Origin of the sequence: Pseudomonas putida, from assembly GCF_003228315.1 — a bacterium.
Lineage (GTDB): Bacteria > Pseudomonadota > Gammaproteobacteria > Pseudomonadales > Pseudomonadaceae > Aquipseudomonas > Aquipseudomonas putida_S.
The window spans coordinates 176301-191527 of sequence record NZ_CP029693.1 but is presented as its reverse complement, the minus strand read 5'-3'; the positions used below and the strand labels follow the sequence as shown (position 1 = coordinate 191527).

Below are 15227 nucleotides of genomic sequence, written 5' to 3'. Positions count from 1 at the left end.
TACATTGGAATACAGCGACAGAAATTTATTTCACAATGGCCTGATACCTTTTTCGCGCTCGTCCGGTGTGTAGAGGAACTCTCTTTATCCTTTGCATCCGCAGGCATGCCGCATGACTTCCAGTTCACCGCAGTTGCGCTCCAGAAACCGCCCTACCCGTCTCTCTTTGAACAAGCTCCCACTGAACATGCTGAGCCTGGCCATCGCCCTGACCGCCATGGCTCCGGTTCACAGCGCCCTGGCCGCCGAATCCATCCAGAACGAAGCCACCCACAGCTACGCCATCGGCCCGGGCTCGCTGGCCGGTGTACTGGCGCAGTTCGCCGTGCAATCGGGCGTGTTGCTGTCGTTCGATGCCAACTTGCTCAATGGCCAGCAAAGCGCCGGCCTGCAAGGCAATTACAGCGTAGCGTCGGGTTTCGCGCGCCTGCTGCAAGGCAGCGGTTTTTCGCTGATCAACACCGGCACCGACAGCTACACCCTGGCCCCGCAGGTCGACAGCGGCGCGGCACTGGAACTGGGCGCCACCACGGTCAGCGGCATCACCGAGGACGCCGACACCTATGCGGGTGGTCAGGTGGCCAAGACCGCGCGCCTGGGTGTGCTGGGCAATCGCAGCATCAATGACGTGCCATTCAGCGTGGTCAGCTATACCGCCAAGACCATCGAGGACCAACAGGCGCGGACCGTGGGCGATGTGCTGCTCAACGATGCCTCGGTGCGCCAGTCGGCGGGCTTCGGCAACTTTTCCCAGGTGTTCACCATTCGCGGCCTGCCGCTGACCACCGACGATATTTCCTTCAATGGTCTTTACGGCGTGCTGCCCCGGCAGATCATCACCACCGAGGCCCTGGAGCGGGTCGAACTGTTCAAGGGCCCGAACGCCTTCATCAACGGCGTGGCGCCGGGCGGCAGCGGTATCGGCGGCAGCGTCAACCTGGTGCCCAAGCGCGCGCAGGACACCCCGACCCGCAGCGTGACCCTCGATTACGCCAGCGACACCCAGGTCGGCGGGCATCTCGACCTTGGCCAGCGCTTCGGCGAAGACAACCGCTTCGGCGCCCGGGTCAACCTGGCCAATCACGGTGGCGACACCGCCGTGGATGACGAGTCCGAACACTCACAACTGGTGGCCCTGGGGCTGGACTATCGCGGCGATCGCCTGCGCGTCTCCACTGACCTTGGCTATCAGAAGCTGCGCATCAACAACGGCCGCTCCGTGGTCTACCCCACCGGAACCAAGGTCCCGCATGCGCCGTCGGCCAGGGACAACTACGCCCAGAACTGGACCTGGTCGGAGCTGGAAGACACCTATGGCATGGTCAACGCCGAGTACGACCTCGACGACAACTGGACGGCCTATGCCGGTGGCGGCGCCAAGCACACCCGGGAAAACGGCGAATACTCCTCGTTGTATGTGGCCAACGACGGCAGCGGCAAGGTGGGCTTTCTCTATTCGCCCCATGACGAAGACAACAAGAGCGCGATGGCCGGCTTGAACGGCCACTTCAACACCGGCCCTGTCACCCACCAGATGAACTTCGGCCTGTCGGGCACCTGGGGCGAGCAGCGCTCGGCGTTCGAAGCGATCCTGGTGGCCAACCGCGTCAACGGCAACCTGTACAACCCGGTGCAAGTGCCGCGCCCGACCAACACCTATTTCGGCAGCGACATCCATGACCCGCGCATCGTCGGCAAGAACCGGATCAAGAGTGCCGCCATGTCCGACACCCTGGGTTTCATCGACGACCGCGTGCTGCTGACCCTCGGTGTGCGTCGCCAGACCATCGAAGTCGACAGCTGGAACACCACCAGCGGTGCGCGCACCGCCAACTATGAAGAGTCGATCACTACGCCGGTCTACGGCCTGGTGATCAAGCCGTGGGAACACGTGTCGTTCTACGCCAACCGCATCGAAGGCCTGCAACAGGGCCCGACCGCGCCGACCACTGGCGTGACCAACCCCGGCGAAGTCTTTGCGCCCAACCGCAGCAAGCAGACCGAGGCCGGGGTCAAGCTCGACTGGAACAGCTTCGGCGCGACCCTCGGCATGTACCGCATCGAGATGCCGAACAGCTCGACCTCGACCCTCACCGGCAACCGCCTGCCGACCTTCAGCGTCGATGGCGAGCAGGTGAACAAGGGGGTGGAGCTGAACGTGTTCGGTGAACCGCTGGATGGCCTGCGGGTGCTGGCCGGCGCGACCTGGATGGACACCGAACAGAAGAAAACCTCCAACGGTCTCAACGATGGCAATCGTGCCGCCGGGGTTCCGCGCTTCCAGTACAACCTGGGTGCCGACTGGGACGTGCCAGGCATTCAGGGCGCCGCGCTCAACGGTCGCCTGCTGCGCACCGGCGGCGAGTACGTCAATGCCGCCAACAGCCTGAGCATTCCGGCCTGGACCCGCGTGGACCTCGGAGCCCGCTACGGTTTCAAAGCCGATGACAAGTACATCACCCTGCGGGCCAACGTCGAAAACGTGGCGAACAAGGCGTACTGGTCTGCGGCCTCGACCGCCAACAACTACCTGACCCAGGGCGAGCCACGGACGTTGAAACTGTCGGCGACCGTGGACTTCTGATCCATCCCCCCTGTAGGAGCGAGCCTGCTCGCGATGGTCGTCAACGATAACGCTGGATGCCTGACACCCCGCGCCGTTCTCAGGTTCATCGCGAGCAGGCTCGCTCCTACAGGTGGTTTATGCAGATCTCAGAGGGCTCGGCGGCACCACCGTTTCGATCCGCCCGGTGGCCACGTCGTAGACCAGGCCAGTGACGACCAGGTCGCCGGGCAGGTTCGGGTTGGCTTTGAGCATCGCCACATCCTGGGCGACCGACTGGTAGGGGTCGTCGATGGCCTTGGCCGGCAGGTCTTGCGGCGCGATGCCCAGGTGTTTCGCCAGCAACTCCGGGGCATGGTGCGAGCAGCCCACAATGCCGCAATCGGTGTGGTGCAGCAGGATCAGGTTCCAGCCTTCGCCGATCTCCGAGCCACGGGCTTTGGCAAGGCTGCGCAACAGCGCCATGGTTTCCAGCAGCGCCGGGTTGACCCGGCCACCGACATTGCGGATCACCGCCGCTTCACCGGGTTCAAGCTTGAGCACATTCATCGGGTCTACCCGGGGGTCGACACAGCCGATGATGGTGGTCCGGCGCGACGGCATCATCTTCATGCCGGCGGTAAATTCGTTGTCTGCGAAGTCCGAATTGCGTTGGGCAAGGGTCTGGAGAAAGTCCATGGGTTACCTCGATCGTTGAAGGGTAAGGCGGCGCCGGGGCTACCGCATGGGCCTACTATCCCTTCCCCACCCGAGGGTCGGTAGCCGTCGATTTCGACTAACATCTATCTTCAACCAGCATCAATCGACGCGCGCGCCGCAAAAGCGAGCCTGCACAGGAAACCGCATGCCCTTCAAAGACATCCTCAGCCTGCGGCTGTACACCCGCGTCGCGCACCTGGGCAGCTTTTCGGCGGCCGCCCGGGAAAGCGGGCTCACCCAATCCCAGGTGTCGCGGATGGTCGCCGAGCTGGAGGCGGGCCTGGGCGTGCGGCTGCTGTCGCGCACCACCCGCGCCGTGGCGCCGACCGAGGCGGGCCTTGAGTTTCTGGCGCGCATGGAACCGATCCTCGCGGCCCTCGACGATGCCGAGAACAGCGTGCGCGAAACCGGCGAGCTGCGGGGTTTGCTGCGCATCGGCATGCCGTCGACCATGGGTATCCGCGTGATCATTCCAAGGCTGTCGGCCTTTACCGAGCGTCACCCTTTACTGCATCTGGAATTGATGCTCGAAGACAAAAGACAGGACATGATCAAGGAGGCGGTCGATGTCGGGATCCGCGTGGGCCACCTGCCGGACCTGTCCGGCACCGCCCGGCTGATCGGCACGATGCAGCGGGTGATCGTCGCGTCACCGGATTATCTGGCGTGTCACGGCACGCCGCTGCTGCCTGAGGATTTGCAGGAGCATCGCATCGTCGGTGGGCCGGTGGGGGCGCATGCGTCGTCCTGGCAAATGGAGCGGGACGGTAACACCCAATCCCTTGATCTCAAGCCACAGCTCATTATCAACGACACCGCTGGCGCGCTGGCCGCCGCTGCCGGAGGGCTTGGCATCGTGTCGACTACCTCCTGGGCGTGCCGACTGGAGCTGGAAAACGGCTCGCTGGTGCAGCTTCTGCCGCAATGGAAAATGGCCGACCTGCCGGTGCATGCCTACTTTCCCATGGGTCGCTCAACGCGGATGGCGGCGCGGGCGTTTGCCGATTTTCTGGCGCAAGAGTTGGCCACCTGAGGTGGCTTCGGATCTCTATCCTGTAGGAGCGAGCATGCTCGTGATGAACCCGAATATGCCGCGGGGTGTCAGGTGCCCAGCGTCATCGTTGGCCACCATCGCGAGCAGGCTCGCTCCTACAGGGGGTGGTGTCAGGCGTTCATTTCGGCTGTGAGCACATTGATCAAGGCCACTGCCGGCATGGCCCGGGCCAGTGGTGCGCCCTGCCCGGCCCATTGCACGGCGAAGCCGGTGTTGGCTTTCGTTGCGGCGGCGGCATTGAGTGCCTTGTTGGCGTCGTAGGCGATGGGATAGTCCGGCAACGCCGGGGCGTTGGTTTCAAGGTCGATGTAGTTGCGGTTGACCATGCCCCGTGCAGGGCGCCCGGAAATGGCGCTGGTGACGCGGGTCTGGTGCGCGCGCGGCCCCTGGAGGGCTTCGCGGTAGGCCGCGTTGGCGGAGGACTCGGGGCACAGGATGAATGCCGTACCGAGTTGCGCCGCGCTGGCACCCAGTTGCATGACAGCCTTGACGCCCGCTCCGTCCATGATGCCGCCGGCCGCGATCACCGGCAGTTCACAAGATTCGCTGAGCACACGCACCAGAGCGAAGGTACCCATCTGACTATCTTGCTGTGGGTCGAACACGCCTCGATGGCCGCCGGCTTCGTAACCTTGCGCCACCAGGGCATGCACACCAGCACGCTCGGCCTGCTGTGCTTCGGCGAGGCTAGTGACGCAAGCGAGCAGGACGATACCCGCGTCCTTCAATGCATCGATGGACGATTGCGGTGGCAGGCCGAAATGGAAACTCACCACCGCCGGCTTTTCTTCCAGCAACATCTCCAGCATGCCGAAGTCTTCGACGAACGAGGTGTAGATCTCACGCAGCGCCGTGGGTGCGGGCGCTTCGAATTCGGCAAACAGCGGCGCGAGAAACTCCAGCCACTGCGCTTCACGCGTCGCGTCTGGCACCGCAGGCACATGGCAGAACAGGTTGACGTTGAAGGGTCGGTCGGTCAGGGCCGCCGTCTCGCGCAACATGGCTCGCGCCTGCTCGACGTTGCTCGCACCGATACCGATGGAACCCAGTCCACCGGCATTGGACACCGCCGCAGCGAGCTTGGGCGTGGAGACGCCGACCATGGGCGCCTGGATGATCGGCAGTTCGATGTTCAACAGCGACAGCAAGGGATTGGACATGACAGCACCTGAACGAAACATGTGAAAAAAGGCTAGAGCTCGCCGGTCAGAAACTGCGCCCGCCCGCCGCCGAAGGACCAGTCCGCATCGCTGTTTTCCACCAGCGAAACGATCAGGTCATCGGGGGACAGATCGCAGGCCGCCTGCAGCCGCTCGGCCAGCAAGCGATAGAACTCGATTTTCTGCTCCTGCGAGCGGGGTCGTGACACCACGGTCAGCAGCACTACCTTCGCCGAGCGCGTGTATCCCAAACCGGTGTCATGCAGGATCAGCTCCCCCGGACGGTGTTGCGTGACGCTCTGATAGCGGTCACTGAATGGAACATCGAAGGCCTGGACCATGGCCTGGTGTGCCACATCCAGCAGCGTGCGCAATTGTTCATCGGTGCGGCCGTGGATGATGTCGAACTTGAGCAGTGGCATGGCGCCTGGCCTCGCGGGGGAATCGGGAGCGGAGGCCTAAAAATAGGTGAGATACATCATCATGTAAAATGATGATTAATGATCGTATAAATCATATTTTATGAATCACCACCCCTGTGGGAGCGAGCCTGCTCGCGATGGACCCACGGACACCGCGGGGCATCAGGTTTCCCGCGTTATCGTTGACGACCATCGCGAGCAGGCTCGCTCCTACAGTGGAGCAGAAGCACGGTTTTGCAGGTATTTCGCGCGCTCGCCCAGCCGTCGCTTCCAGTCCTCGCACAGGCCGGGTGTCGCCGCCAATGCAACCAGATCCTCGATCACCGGCCGGTGCGCCAACTGCACCTGCCAGAACCGGTCGATGGAAAACCGCTCGCTTTGGCGCTCCAGCAGCTCAAGGCTATCCCCCGCTTGCAGGCAGCCCGGCTGAAGCACCCGGTAGTACCAACCGGTAATGCGCTCCTTGGCCACGAACATCGACATGTGCTCGGCATCGAAACGGTGATTGATTTTCCAGCACGGGCTGCGCGGCTGGGAGACCTGCAACACCACACTGCCGACTTGGAACACATCACCGATATGCACTGTGCGTTCACAGAGGCCGAACGCGGCAAGGTTCTCCCCCAGGCTGCCCGCCACCAGTTGCGGCGCGCTGCGGGCGAAAGCATGGGCCAACCGTTCGTAGTTCTGCGTGGCGTACTGGTGCACGGCTTTTTCCGGGCCGCCGTGGACACGGGTGTCGGCGTGCTGGTCACCGACAATGCCGTGCAGCTCTACGCGAACGGGCCCGGTATGGCGCTGTTTGAAGATGCCGGTGCGCTGCCCCTCGGGCTGCAACACACCCAGGCCACCGGCGAAGACGTGGTCGATTTTCGTGGTCAGTGTCATGGGACGAACGGTGCTCGTTTGCAGGGTCTTGGCCACTTTACTAATCGCTGATAACAGCCGTAAAGTGATCGTTAGATATGTCCATAATCACTTTTAGAGATGGATGAAAACAATAATGGAAATGCGCCAACTAAAGATTTTCTGCGCCGTCGCCGAGCTGGGCAGTTTCACCGCCGCAGCATTACAGGTGAACACCGTGCAATCCAACGTGACCATGCGCGTGAAAGAGCTGGAAGCCGAGCTCAACCGCGAGCTGTTCATTCGCAAGAAATCCGGCGTGATGCTGACGGCGGCGGGAGAACTCTTCCTCGGCTATGCGCGGCGCATCCTGCAGTTGACCGAAGAAAGCCGCAGCGCCCTGCTGGACACTGGCAGCCCCGCAGGCCTGTTGCGCCTGGGCTCGATGGAAACCACTGCGGCCATCCGCTTGCCGCAGGTGCTGACCAAATACCGCGAGCAATACCCCGACGTGCAGTTGTCGTTGCAGACCGGTACCACCGTCGAGTTGATCAAGGCCATTGAAAGCCATCGCCTCGACGGCGCTTTCGTCGGCGGCTTTCACCAGAACTCCGCACTGGCCCAGGAAGAGGTGTTTAGCGAAGAACTGGTGCTGGTCAGCAGCAACCAGTTCGATTCCCTGGAAGCGCTGATGGAGAAAATGCCCCAGCAGACGGTGCTGGTGTTTCGCACCGGCTGCTTCTATCGCTCGACCCTGGAAAACTGGTTCTACCAAGTGGGCCTGGTACCCAACCAGATCATGGAACTGGGCACCCTCGACGGCATCCTCTCGTGCGTCGCGGCGGGCATGGGCGTGACCCTGCTGCCCCGGGCCATCGCGGAAAATTGCAGCGTGCGCCACGGCATTCGCTGGCACGCCTTGCCGGCGCAATTCGCCAACGTCTCCACCGTGTTCATTCGCCGCAACGACTCGATGATCACCTCGGCGATGAGTGCATTCATCGGGATGGCGCAGCAGCAGATATCACGGCCGACTGCGGTCTAATCAACACCGCCACCCCTGTAGGAGCGAGCCTGCTCGCGATGGTCGTTAACGATGACGCTGGAGACGTGATACCCCGCGGTGTTCAGTCATCCATCGCGAGCAGGCTCGCTCCTACAGGGGATTGGGTGGACGATCGATCCGTTACAGTCCCCAGCCCACTGGCCAACTCCGCCACCCGCTGCGCCGCCGGCACCACGCTGTGAATCTTGCCCACCCCCTGCCCCGCATACAGCGATAACTTTTCAGCCATGCGCGGTTTGTCGATGGCCCGGGCGCCGCCGCCGATGAAGCGCAACAGGTTCCATTTGTCGCGATTGGGGATCACCCGATGCGGGGTGCCGTAGGTCCAGCCAAACGAATAGCCGGTGCGATACTCGGTGTCATCGGTGCTCGCCTCGACGATCTTCTGCTTGTACAGCGGGTGGGCATTCGACTCCTCGGTGGCGATAAACGCCGTGCCCACCACTACCCCGGAGGCGCCCAACGACATCAGCGCCCGCACATCGTCGCCGTGGGTCACACCGCCGGCCGCCAGCACTGGCCGGCCTTCGCAGATGGCGAGGATCGAGGTCAGCAACGGCATGATGCCGATGGTCCCGCGATTGAGATGCCCACCGCTTTCACTGCCCTGGGCGATGATGATGTCGGCACCCTGCTCGATGGCGATATGCGCCAGCTCCACCGACCCCGCCTGGACCATGACCAGCAAGCCGGCGTCCTTGGCCCGGGGGATCATATCGGCGGAATATTTCTCGGCGTAGAACAGCGACAGCAGTTTGGGTTTTTCCTTGAGGATCACCTGGAACTGCGCTTCGAACACATCCGGGCCGCCAAATTGCGGCACCAGATTCACCCCGAACGGCCGGTCGGTCAGCGCACGGGTTTCGTGGATCCAGCGGCGCAGGGCCAACGGCGGCAGGCGCAAGCCGCCGATCACCCCCATACCCCCGGCATTGGCCACCGCTCCCACCAGTTGCGGTCCGGAAATGGCCGCCATGCCACCGAGAAAAATCGGGTATTTCACACCGCAAAGCCGAGTGATCGCGTTACCGGCAAAATCGATTCTGTCCTGGTTCATGCTCACAGCTCCACGTGTTTGCCCAGCATGCGCTTGAGCGTGTTGTTCTTCAGGAGAAAGTGATTCTTGACCGCGCCGAAGATGTGCAGCGCCAACCCGGCGAGGAACGCCGAAGCACCGATGTTGAACAGCACATCGACCACATGCTTGAGCGTGGCATTGACCGGCAGCAGGCTCGGAAGCCAACCGCCGCCGGGCAATTCCACCACCTCGCCGCCGGCGCAGCGCGACGCCCAGACCGCGATGGGCAACAGCACCATCGCCAGGGCCATTGACACCGCCACCGAGCGGCTGATGATCACTTCGATGGGGTTGGGCGTGCCCACCGGCAGCGGATGATAGGCCGTGATGCGCGCCCAGAAGCGGTAGATCGAAACGAGGAACAGCAGCAGGCCGACCAGGTTTTGCACGCGACCGAGGGCCATCCGAACGGCATCGTCGGACGCCTGGCCGATCATCAGTTGCAGGCCGAAGATCGCCAGCAGGGAAAACGCCACGACCCAATGCAGGGCGATGGTGATGGGGGAAAATCTCAAGCCATTGTCTTTCAGTTGCATGGCTGACTCCTTTTGCAGCTAACGCCAATCAGGAATAAGAGGAGATGGAACGAATCAGTGATTGACCGCCTGCGCGGCACCGAGCCCGGTCTGGGCACGAATCAGCTGGTCGTCGAAGCGCTCGCGCTCAAGCCCTGCCCCGTGGCTGCGGTCGGTGACCGAGCCCAGCCAGGTGAAGAGGAACGCCACGTTCATCGAGATGATGGCCGGGTAGTCGTAGGGGAAAATCGCCTCGGCGTTGCCCAGCACCTTGACCCACACTGCCGGCGACAGGATGACCAACCCCACCGCGCTGATCAGCCCGGCAACGCCGCCGATCAACGCGCCACGGGTGGTCAGGCCCTTCCAGTACATCGAGAGCACCAGGATCGGGAAATTCACCGACGCCGCGACGCCGAACGTCAGCGCTACCAGGAATGCGATGTTCTGGTCCTTGAACAAAATCCCCAGCACCACCGCGACGATGCCGATGCCCACCGAAGCGATGCGCGACACCCGACGCTCGTCCCGCGCATTGGCCTTGCCCTGCCTGACCACCATCACATACAGGTCATGGGAGATCGCCGAGGTGCCCGCCATGGTCAGCCCGGACACTACTGCCAGAATCGTCGCGAACGCCACGGCGGAAATGAAACCGAGCAGCAGGTCGCCGCCCACCGCCTTGGCCAGGTGCATCACCGGCATGTTGCCGCCGCCGATCAACTTGCCCGCCAGATTGCCGGACTCGTAGAAGACCGGGTCCTGGCCGACGATCACGATGGCGGCCAGGCCGAGCACAGCGACGATCAGGTAGAAAAAGCCGATGAAGCCGGTGGCGACGAACACCGACTTACGCGCCTGCTTGGCGTCGGGCACGGTGAAGAAGCGCATCAGAATGTGCGGCAACCCGGCGGTGCCGAACACCAGTCCCAGCGACAACGAGATCAGCGACAGCGGGTCGGCCACCAGTTTGCTCGGCAACAGGATTTTCTCGCCGTCGTGGTGCGCGGCCACGGCTTTTTCAAACAGCACATCGAAGGAAAAGCCGAATTTGCTCAGTGCCAGGAACGCCAACAAAGTCCCGCCCAACAGCAGCAACCCGGCCTTGATGATCTGCACCCAGGTGGTGGCGACCATGCCGCCAAAGGTCACGTACACCGCCATCAACAGGCCCACGGCAATCACCGCGTAGTTGTACGGCAGGCCGAACAACAGCTGGATCAACTGCCCTGCACCGACCATCTGCACCACCAGGTAAAAGCACACCACTGTCAGCGAGCCGAAGGCGGTCATGGTGCGGATGCGGTTTTGATCGAGGCGGAAGGACGCGATGTCCGAGATGGTGATGCGTCCCAGGTTGCGGATGCGTTCGGCAAACAGAAACAGCAGCAACGGCCAGGCGACGAAAAAGCTGATGGAGTACAGCACGCCATCGAAGCCGTTGAAGAAAATCATGCTGGTCACGCCCAGCAGCGCCGCCGCCGACATGTAGTCACCCGCCAGCGCCAGGCCGTTCTGAAAGCCAGTGATGCCACCGCCGGCGTTGTAGAAATCGTCCATGGATTTGGTCTTGGACGCCGCCCAGTACGTGATGCCCAAGGTGGTCACGACGAAGACCAGGAACATGCTGATCGCGGTGAGGTTGATCGGTTGTTTTTCGACGTTCTGCAAGACATCGCCAGCCATGGCGCGCGCCGCGAATGCGCTCAGCAGAACAGGAAGGATGAGGTGGCGCAGGACCTGCTTCATACGATGGCCCCCGCGCGGATTTGCGCGGTCAGTGCATCGAACTCACCGTTGGCCTTGAGGATATAGAGCCCGGTGAACAACCAGGCGCCGACAATGAACACCAGGCCCAATGGCCAGCCGATGTTGATGATGCTGCCGGCGGACAGTTTGGTCGCCAGCAACCGGGGCGCGAAGGCGGCGACGAGGATGAACGTGAAGTACGGAACAAGGGTTGCCGTGGTCAGGCCGGCGACGAACTTGCGTTGCCGGGAGACCAGTTCCTTGTAGCGCGGGTGATTGCGGATTCTGGCTGATTCAGTTGCATGGTTCACGTTGACTCCGTGTAGCAGTGGTTGCGTTATTGTTGTTCCACAGCCTCAGATTCAGACTCGATCCGCCACTGGCTGCGGTATCTGTGCCCCTTCAACCTATGCTCGGCAAGTGATCATGTAAAATGATCATTTGTGAATCAGTTGATCTGTTTTGGTGAACCGTACTTTCTCCGAATGGCGCTTTCACTAATCGCTGAGAAGCTTTAGATTCGGCACCTGTTATGACTTTTACAGATAGGTGATGGCGATGGACGTGGCGGACCTGAAGGTGGTGGATGCGGTTGCTCGGCACGGCAGCATGAACAAGGCCGCCAGCGAGCTGAACACCGTGCAATCCAACGTGTCGGCGCGGATTCGTTCGCTGGAGGACGAGCTTGGGGTGGCACTGTTTCAACGCAGCGCCAAAGGCGTTCAAGTGACGCCGGCGGGACGGCGCATCCTGCCCTTCGCTGCACGACTGTCCAAGCTGCTGCTCGATGCCTCCAGCGCCGCCCGTGACGATGGCCAGCCTCGAGGCGTGCTGGAAATCGGCACGCTGGAAACTACCCTGGCCATGCGCCTGCCACGCTTGATTGCGCAGTTCGCCAAGGCCTATCCGGAAGTCCGCCCGGTGGTGCGCACCGGCACCACCTGCAGCCTGATTCAGGGCGTGATCGACTGCCAGTTGGAGGGCGCGTTCGTCGCAGGCCCGGTCAATCATCCGGAACTGCACAGCGAAGCAGCGTTTCGCGAAGAGCTGGTGCTGGTGACCTCGCCGGCCCTGCAAAGCCTGGAAGCCATCGCCGGGGTCAAGAACCTCAAGACCGTGGTGTTTCGCATCGGCTGTTCCTATCGCCAGCGCCTCGACACGCTGCTGACCCACCTCGGCATCGTCGCCCCGGAGCCGCTGGAGTTCGGCTCGATCGAAGCGATCATCGCCTGCGTCTCGGCGGGCGTCGGCATCAGCCTGCTGCCCCGGGGCGTGGCGGCCAACGCAGCCCGCGATGGCCTGGTCGCGATGCACGATCTTCCGGCCGACATGGCGCAAGTGGAGACCGTGTTCGTGCGCCGCATCGACGGCTATTACTCCAGCGCCCTGTCGACTTTTCTGCAAAGCGTGCGCGATGACGAGGTCGTCACCGGGTAAAACCGGTTCTTTACCCAGACATTGATGCCGGCACACAGCACCAGCAACGCGCCGGTCACCAGAAACACATAGTGCAAACCGAAATGCGCACCGATCTGGCCGCCGATCAGCGGCCCGATCACCTGCCCGGAAAACTGCGCCGATTGCAGATAACCGAGGATTTTGCCGGTGTTGTGTTCTTGCACCGACTGGCGAACCAGCTTGGCAATCGCCGGCAATAGCCCGGCGATGGTCATGCCCATCAAGCCGCGCAGCACTGCCAGCTGCCACCACTGCGTGATGTACGCCTGGGGCACCATGACGATGCCGGTCAACACCAGGCAACCGATGATCACATTCCAACTGCCGATGCGGTCGGCCAGTGCGCCCAACCGGGCAGCCGTCAGAATGCTGCCCAGGGCCGAGCCAGCCATCACCACCCCGGCCACCCGTGCCTGATCATCGAAGGCTACGCCAAGGTGTCCGATGTAGACGGTGATGATCGGCTCGATCGACATGTTGGCCAGCAGCACCATCATCGCCGTCACCAGCAGCGCGGCGATGATCGGCCAGCGGGCAGTGTCGCCTTCGAGCGTCTCGGTTTTCGGGCGACGCGAACCATCCACCCCGGGCTGGAAATCCTCGCGAACCAGGAGAATGGTGGTGATCGCCGCCACAGCGATCATCGCGCCGCCGACGAAAAAAGTGCCGCGAATACCCACCAGCTGCGGCAGAAAACCGCCCACCAGCGGTCCGATCAGGTTGCCGGACAAGGCGCCGGTCGACAGCACGCCCAGCGCCCACCCGGCCTTTTCACGTGGCACCTGGGATCCGATCATCACAATCGACGCAGAGGCATAACCACCGATCAAACCGGCGATCAGGCGCAGCACCACCAGATCGGTGACGTTGCGTGCCAGCCCGATCAGCGACATGACAATCGCCATGCCGATGGCGGCGCGGATCAGCATCGGCTTGCGCCCAAAGCGATCCGCCAGCCGGCCCCAGAGCGGTGCAGTCATCGCCGTGCCGAAAAACGTCGCACCGAAGGCCACCGCCGACCACTGCACCACATCGGCCTGGACCGTGACGCCCAGTTGTTGAACATACAGCGGCAAGAACGGCAGCAGCATGCTCAGGCTCACCAGCGTGGTGAACGAGCCGAACACGCAAACCGCCAGGTTGCGTCGCCAGTAGGGAAGATTTCGATTGGCATAATTCACGTGAAAAGCGCTCCGTCAGAGGACCGTAGATTCGATTGACCGGGCGCTTCGCAGTGCCGCAATCACGTCGATGACAAAGGCGATCAACATGGCCGCCGTGCCGATGCCGAACAGCAGGTGGTAGTCACCACCGCTGTACGAAAACAGGAAGGACAGACCATAGGCGGCGACCGCCTGGAACAGCGCGAACCCTACCGTGGCGGTTTGCCAGGCAGCGGCCTGTTGCGCGGGATGCCTCTCAAGCACTTCCTGCAGGCGACCGAGTACCAGCGGCACAGTGCCCGTGACAAAGGCGCCGACGATCACGCTGGAGGCCATGAGCCAGACCGTCCCCAGCCCCAAAGCCGGCACCGCGACACTCACAGCCTCGATGAGGAACGCTGCCCGCAGTGCGCGACCAAAGCCGATCCGGTCAGCCACAGCCCCCGCCAGCAGAGGGCCGACGGTGGCGCCAAGGCCAAACAGCACCCAATATTGCGCGCCGGTCTGCAGCCCCTGCCCCAGGCCTCGGGCGACGAAATCCACGAGAAAAATCATGTGCGGCACCCAGCCTGCGGCGTTGAGTGCGTACTCGACATACAACGCCTTGAGGGTGCCTTGGGACGGTGGGCGTCGATGATGCACAGCTTCGACAGCCGGAGCATCCTGCGCCGGCCATCCACTCCAGGCGATGGCCGTCAGCAACAGTGCTATCAACCCCAGGCCCAACCAGGTTTGCGCAAGGCCCTGTTGCAGCAGCAACGGCACCAGGGTGCCGGACGCTGCGATCCCGACCCCGACACCCATGAAGATCACCCCGCCGACCAAGCCCCGACGCGAAGGCGGCACGTGGGCCAGAACGGTCGGCGCGGCCAGCACCATCAGTGCTCCGCCGGCGACGCCCGAGAACAATCGCCAGGCAAAAAACCAGGCAAAGGACACCGGATAGGCGCAGGCGAAAAACGCGATGCTCGCCAGCAGCATCATCGCCCGGAGGGTGAAGCGGGTTGAGGTTTTCGCCGCCAGCGCGCGCCCGAACAACGCCCCGGCCAGATAGCCCGCCAGATTCGCCGCGCCCAGATACGCCGCCCGGGAGGCATCGAACCAATGTGCGCCGACAATCGCCGGCAGCAACGGCGTGTAGGCAAACCGCGCCAGCCCGATGCCGACCAGGCTCGCCGAAAACCCCGCCACCGTACCTCGCCATGGGCTGGCGGGCTGGAGCGCCGTTGCTGATTTCACGCTGTTCATCGTCTGCCCTTCCATTCTTTAGTTGGGCCGACTCTACGCGCGCAGGCGATATCTCAATAAACGAATTAATTAGGCAACAGATATCCAAATAACAGATACCACCATCCTGTAGGAGCGAGCCTGCTCGCGATGGTCGTTAACGATGACGCTGGAGGCCTGATGCCCCGCGGTGTTCAGTCATCCATCGCGAGCAGGCTCGCTCCTAC

The 15227-nt window shown here is 62.7% G+C and carries 14 protein-coding genes; 4 read left to right on the top strand and 10 right to left on the bottom strand.

Annotated elements, in window-relative coordinates; translation table 11 throughout:
- Positions 1 to 187 precede the first annotated feature (187 nt).
- Positions 188 to 2584 carry a TonB-dependent receptor gene (locus DKY63_RS00915; protein ID WP_239499437.1) on the top strand — a complete coding sequence of 799 codons (2397 nt, stop codon included), beginning with the start codon at positions 188 to 190 and terminating at the stop codon, positions 2582 to 2584.
- 117 nt (positions 2585 to 2701) lie between these two features.
- On the opposite strand, the gene DKY63_RS00910 is transcribed toward DKY63_RS00915, so the two are convergent.
- Positions 2702 to 3241, bottom strand: a complete 540-nt coding sequence (locus DKY63_RS00910) for a carbonic anhydrase (RefSeq protein WP_110962356.1) — start codon at positions 3239 to 3241, stop codon at positions 2702 to 2704.
- Positions 3242 to 3407: 166 nt separating this feature from the next.
- Between DKY63_RS00910 and DKY63_RS00905 the strand changes: the two genes are divergently transcribed.
- Positions 3408 to 4295: a LysR family transcriptional regulator gene (locus DKY63_RS00905; protein WP_110962355.1), complete on the top strand. Its 888-nt coding sequence runs from the start codon at positions 3408 to 3410 to the stop codon at positions 4293 to 4295.
- 131 nt (positions 4296 to 4426) lie between these two features.
- On the opposite strand, the gene DKY63_RS00900 is transcribed toward DKY63_RS00905, so the two are convergent.
- From DKY63_RS00900 to DKY63_RS00885, 3 genes are all read right to left on the bottom strand, one after another.
- Entirely contained in the window at positions 4427 to 5476 is a 1050-nt protein-coding gene (locus DKY63_RS00900) for an NAD(P)H-dependent flavin oxidoreductase (protein WP_110962354.1), read from the bottom strand.
- A gap of 32 nt (positions 5477 to 5508) precedes the next feature.
- Complete coding sequence (locus tag DKY63_RS00895) at positions 5509 to 5898, bottom strand: tautomerase family protein (protein WP_110962353.1); 390 nt, start codon at positions 5896 to 5898, stop codon at positions 5509 to 5511.
- Between the two features lie 210 nt (positions 5899 to 6108).
- The gene (locus DKY63_RS00885; protein ID WP_110962351.1) at positions 6109 to 6786 is read right to left on the bottom strand and encodes an MOSC domain-containing protein; all 678 of its coding nucleotides are present in this window, start codon (positions 6784 to 6786) and stop codon (positions 6109 to 6111) included.
- A gap of 115 nt (positions 6787 to 6901) precedes the next feature.
- Between DKY63_RS00885 and DKY63_RS00880 the strand changes: the two genes are divergently transcribed.
- The gene (locus tag DKY63_RS00880) at positions 6902 to 7789 is read left to right on the top strand and encodes a LysR family transcriptional regulator (protein WP_110962350.1); all 888 of its coding nucleotides are present in this window, start codon (positions 6902 to 6904) and stop codon (positions 7787 to 7789) included.
- A gap of 82 nt (positions 7790 to 7871) precedes the next feature.
- Here the strand turns inward: DKY63_RS00880 and DKY63_RS00875 are convergent, their stop codons facing one another.
- From DKY63_RS00875 to DKY63_RS00860, 4 genes are read right to left on the bottom strand one after another with little or no spacing between them, the layout of a single operon-like run.
- A complete protein-coding gene (locus DKY63_RS00875; RefSeq protein WP_110962349.1) occupies positions 7872 to 8867 on the bottom strand; it encodes an NAD(P)H-dependent flavin oxidoreductase in 996 nt (331 codons plus the stop codon).
- 2 nt (positions 8868 to 8869) lie between these two features.
- On the bottom strand, positions 8870 to 9424 hold the full coding sequence (locus DKY63_RS00870; protein WP_110962348.1) for a cytochrome b: 555 nt from the start codon (positions 9422 to 9424) through the stop codon (positions 8870 to 8872).
- A gap of 54 nt (positions 9425 to 9478) precedes the next feature.
- Positions 9479 to 11152 carry a cation acetate symporter gene (locus DKY63_RS00865; protein WP_110962347.1) on the bottom strand — a complete coding sequence of 558 codons (1674 nt, stop codon included), beginning with the start codon at positions 11150 to 11152 and terminating at the stop codon, positions 9479 to 9481.
- Complete coding sequence (locus tag DKY63_RS00860; RefSeq protein ID WP_110962346.1) at positions 11149 to 11463, bottom strand: DUF485 domain-containing protein; 315 nt, start codon at positions 11461 to 11463, stop codon at positions 11149 to 11151. The genes DKY63_RS00865 and DKY63_RS00860 overlap by 4 nt, the downstream gene beginning before the upstream one ends.
- Before the next feature lie 247 nt (positions 11464 to 11710).
- On the opposite strand from DKY63_RS00860, the gene DKY63_RS00855 reads away from it, so the two are divergent.
- Positions 11711 to 12589 carry a LysR family transcriptional regulator gene (locus tag DKY63_RS00855; protein ID WP_110962345.1) on the top strand — a complete coding sequence of 293 codons (879 nt, stop codon included), beginning with the start codon at positions 11711 to 11713 and terminating at the stop codon, positions 12587 to 12589.
- Here the strand turns inward: DKY63_RS00855 and DKY63_RS00850 are convergent.
- Both DKY63_RS00850 and DKY63_RS00845 read right to left on the bottom strand, forming a co-directional pair.
- Complete coding sequence (locus DKY63_RS00850; RefSeq protein ID WP_110962344.1) at positions 12526 to 13791, bottom strand: MFS transporter; 1266 nt, start codon at positions 13789 to 13791, stop codon at positions 12526 to 12528. The two genes, DKY63_RS00855 and DKY63_RS00850, sit on opposite strands and share 64 nt — an antisense overlap.
- A 15-nt stretch (positions 13792 to 13806) precedes the next feature.
- A complete protein-coding gene (locus DKY63_RS00845) occupies positions 13807 to 15021 on the bottom strand; it encodes a YbfB/YjiJ family MFS transporter (RefSeq protein WP_204354286.1) in 1215 nt (404 codons plus the stop codon).
- Positions 15022 to 15227 lie beyond the last annotated feature (206 nt).